A 3,955-nucleotide genomic window follows, 5' to 3' on the forward strand; every position below is an offset into this window, starting at 1 on the left:
GAATAAACTCATAAGGGAATAACCATTATGTCATTACTCACTTTGAATTAGCCTGCCTTGAATTAGCTTGCCAAAAACGCTCTGAGTAGATCAACTTCTTATGCTGATTGGTATAAGCTAATTTATAACAAATCCAGTTAATGGCACCGCCTTAACTGGATTTTTTTTGCGCAATCAAAATCAATGTACCTCTTAGCCCTTGAAAAGCGATTTTATAGCCCCATTTCTAGTTACAAGCTCAACTTAAACCGAATTTTAAAGGGAACATTTCATGTCACAACAAGAGACTCATGGCTTTCAAACTGAAGTCAAACAACTACTACATTTGATGATCCACTCTTTGTATTCAAACAAAGAAATTTTCTTGCGCGAACTAGTTTCTAATGCAGCTGATGCGGCAGATAAATTGCGCTATGAAGCACTAACAAACAACGACCTTTATGAAGGTGAAGGCGAGCTACGCGTTCGCATCAGTGCTGATAAAGAAAAAGGCACTGTGACCATTTCTGATAATGGTATTGGTATGACTCGTGACGGTGTGATTGAACACCTAGGTACGATTGCCAAGTCAGGCACCGCTGATTTCTTCAAGAACTTGTCAGGTGATGATTCAAAAGACTCTCAACTTATCGGTCAGTTTGGTGTTGGTTTTTACTCGGCATTTATCGTTGCAGATAAAGTGACTGTTCGCACCCGTGCTGCAGGTCATAGTAGCGATGAAGGTGTGCTATGGGAATCTGCTGGTGAAGGTGACTTCACCGTTGAAACTATCTCTAAGCAGACGCGTGGTACTGAAATTACGCTGCATTTAAGAGATGACGAGAAAGAGTTTGCTGATGATTACCGTCTGCGCTCTATTGTTACTAAGTACTCAGATCATATCTCTGTCGCCGTTGAGATGTTTGAAGAGGGCACGCCAGCAGTTGAAGCGACTGAAGACAGTGAAGCCGTTGCTGCAACTGAAGGTAGCTGGAAGCCAATGAACAAGGCGACTGCACTTTGGACACGTAACAAGAGTGACGTGACTAAAGAAGAGTACCAAGAGTTTTACAAGCATATCTCACATGACTACACCGATCCGTTAGTGTGGAGCCATAACCGTGTTGAAGGTAAGCAGGAATACACCAGCCTACTTTATATTCCAGCGAAAGCGCCATTTGATATGTGGAACCGCGATCGTAAACATGGTCTAAAACTGTTTGTTCAACGCGTATTCGTAATGGATGACGCAGAGCAATTTATGCCTAGCTATTTACGCTTTGTGCAAGGTTTGATTGACTCAAATGACTTGCCATTGAACGTATCGCGTGAAATTTTGCAAGACAATAAGGTGACAACATCACTGCGCACTGCTGTGACTAAGCGCGTGTTAGGCATGTTAGAAAAACTGGCTAAAAACGATGCTGAAAAATACCTGTCTTTCTGGGCAGAATTTGGCCAAGTACTAAAAGAAGGCCCAGCAGAAGATTTTGCAAACAAAGAACGTATTGCTGGTTTGCTGCGTTTTGCATCAACTCACACCGGTGAAGCAACGCCAGATGTCGCATTAGCAGACTATGTTGAGCGTATGCAAGAAGGTCAAACTAAGATCTACTACATCGTTGCAGATAGCCATGAAGCGGCGGCAAATAGTCCACATCTAGAGCTACTGCGTAAGAAGGGCATCGAAGTATTACTGATGTCTGAGCGCATTGATGAGTGGTTAATCAACCACCTTACCGAGTTTGATGGTAAGCAGATGCACTCTGTGACTCGCGGCGACCTTGAATTAGGCGAGCTAGAAGATGCTGGTGAGAAAGAAGCGCAAGAGAAGCTTGAAACAGAATCTGAAGGCCTAGTTAAGCGTGTTAAAGACAGCTTAGGTGACAAAGTGTCTGAAGTTAAAGTGACAACGCGTCTAACCGATACACCAGCGTGTGTTGTTGCGGGTGAAGGTGAAATGTCGACGCAGATGATTAAGTTGATGCAGGCGGCTGGTCAAGCGGTTCCTGAGTCTAAGCCTACTTTTGAGCTTAACCCAGAGCATCCACTCGTTGCTCGTCTTAACGATGAGCAAGATGAAGAGCTATTTGCACAGTGGTCTGATCTATTACTGCAACAGGCACTATTGTCTGAAAAAGGTAGCTTAGCGGACCCGTCAGCGTTCATTAAACTGATGAACCAGATGTTGCTAGCAAACGTTAAGTAGTAATTAACTATAATAAGGGGGCAGTTAATCTGCCTCTTTTTTTTATGGCTAAAGGAAAGTTATGGAAAATATTCTAGAACTGACTAAAGAAAACATACAGCAAGTGGTTGATGCTTCGATGGAGCAGGTCATTGTGTTGGCGTTTTGGGCGAGCCAAAGCCCTGAAAGCTTGACCTTGATGCAAACGCTTGAGAGCTTATCGCAACAGCAAAACGGCCGTTTTGTGCTAGCTAAAGTCAACTGCGAGACAGAGATGGAGATAGCGAACTATTTTCAGATCCAGAACTTGCCGACCACTTTAGTGTTGCATGAAGGAAAACCGATAGACGGTTTTGCAGGTGTGCAAGACGCAGCGCAAATTACAGAAATGCTCGATAAGCACCTGCCGGCACAGTGGCAGTTAAAGCTAAACCAAGCACGAGTGTTTTTATCTGAGCAAAATGCTATTGGCGCACTGCCACTGTTAAAAGACGCCTATGCTGAGCAACCAATAGCAGAGATAGCGCTGGCGTTAGCGGATGTTTACTTATCTCTTGGAGCGCTAGAAGACGCCAAAGCCTTGCTCGATAGTGTCGGCCTTGCCGATCAAGACAGCTACTACCAAAGCTTAAAGGCAAAGTTAGCATTGGCACTTGATGCTGCTGATACGCCGGAGATCAGGAAGCTACAAGCAGACTTCGACCAAGCACCAAATGACATGGCGACATTGCTTGAGCTTGCTAAAGCACTGCACCAAGCAAATCGTAATGATGAAGCGCTAGAGCTGCTGTTTACGCCTCTGCAAAAAGATGTGGCTGCGTTAGATGGCAAGGTCAAAGGATTATTTTTAGAGATCTTAACCGCGCTAGGGCAGGGAAACAGTCTAGCTAATCAGTATCGACGTAAACTTTACACCTTACTTTACTGATAAAGGTCAATATCACGACTTATTTGCGCTGACTGAGGCTAAAGTCGAAGGTAAATCGCTTCAAAATGGCGGCTATTTATGCGAAAATCGCCGCCCTAAACATAATAATACCAATCGCGTGACCACACTTTAGACATTTGTCTGCGTTAGAGGTTGGTATAACAATGCGAAATAAGAGGAAGATTGAGATGCGCATTATGCTATTAGGTGCCCCTGGTGCCGGTAAAGGTACCCAAGCCCAATTCATCATGGAAAAGTACGGTATTCCTCAAATTTCAACGGGTGACATGCTGCGCGCTGCAGTAAAAGCCGGCACACCACTTGGCCTAGAAGCTAAAAAAGTGATGGACGCAGGTCAACTGGTTTCTGACGAGTTAATTATTGGTCTTGTGAAAGAGCGTGTTGCACAAGACGACTGTGCTAAAGGTTTCCTACTTGATGGTTTCCCACGCACAATTCCTCAAGCTGATGCGATGGCTGCTGGTGGCATTGCTATCGATCACGTTGTTGAAATTGACGTGCCAGACGAAGAGATTGTTAAGCGTATGGGCGGCCGTCGTGTTCACCCTGGTTCTGGTCGTGTTTACCATATTGTTTTCAACCAGCCTAAGGTTGAAGGTAAAGATGATGTAACCGGTGAAGATCTGGCTATTCGTCCAGATGATGAAGAAACAACAGTGCGTAAGCGTCTAGATATTTACCATGAGCAAACTAAGCCATTGGTTGAATACTACGGTGCAATAGCAGCGAAAGGCGAAGCGACATACAACAAGTTCGACGGTACTCAAACTGTTGCTAAAGTTAGCGAAGAGATCGTTGCTGCACTTAGCTAATACCAATTAGTATAAGAAGTTGATCTA

3 protein-coding genes are annotated in these 3,955 nt (G+C 44.3%); all 3 read left to right on the forward strand.

Annotated elements, in window-relative coordinates:
• The first annotated feature begins 271 nt into the window (after positions 1–271).
• Positions 272–2,188, forward strand: coding sequence for a molecular chaperone HtpG (gene htpG, locus AB4238_RS22075; RefSeq protein WP_372035745.1), 1,917 nt, complete (start codon positions 272–274; stop codon positions 2,186–2,188).
• A gap of 61 nt (positions 2,189–2,249) precedes the next feature.
• Positions 2,250–3,095 carry a co-chaperone YbbN gene (locus AB4238_RS22080; protein WP_372035747.1) on the forward strand — a complete coding sequence of 282 codons (846 nt, stop codon included), beginning with the start codon at positions 2,250–2,252 and terminating at the stop codon, positions 3,093–3,095.
• Positions 3,096–3,283: 188 nt separating this feature from the next.
• The gene (gene adk, locus AB4238_RS22085) at positions 3,284–3,928 is read left to right on the forward strand and encodes an adenylate kinase (RefSeq protein WP_372035749.1); all 645 of its coding nucleotides are present in this window, start codon (positions 3,284–3,286) and stop codon (positions 3,926–3,928) included.
• Positions 3,929–3,955: the final 27 nt, after the last annotated feature.

Origin of the sequence: Shewanella sp. 10N.286.45.A1 (assembly GCF_041470405.1) — a bacterium.
In the GTDB taxonomy this organism is placed as follows: Bacteria; Pseudomonadota; Gammaproteobacteria; order Enterobacterales; family Shewanellaceae; genus Shewanella.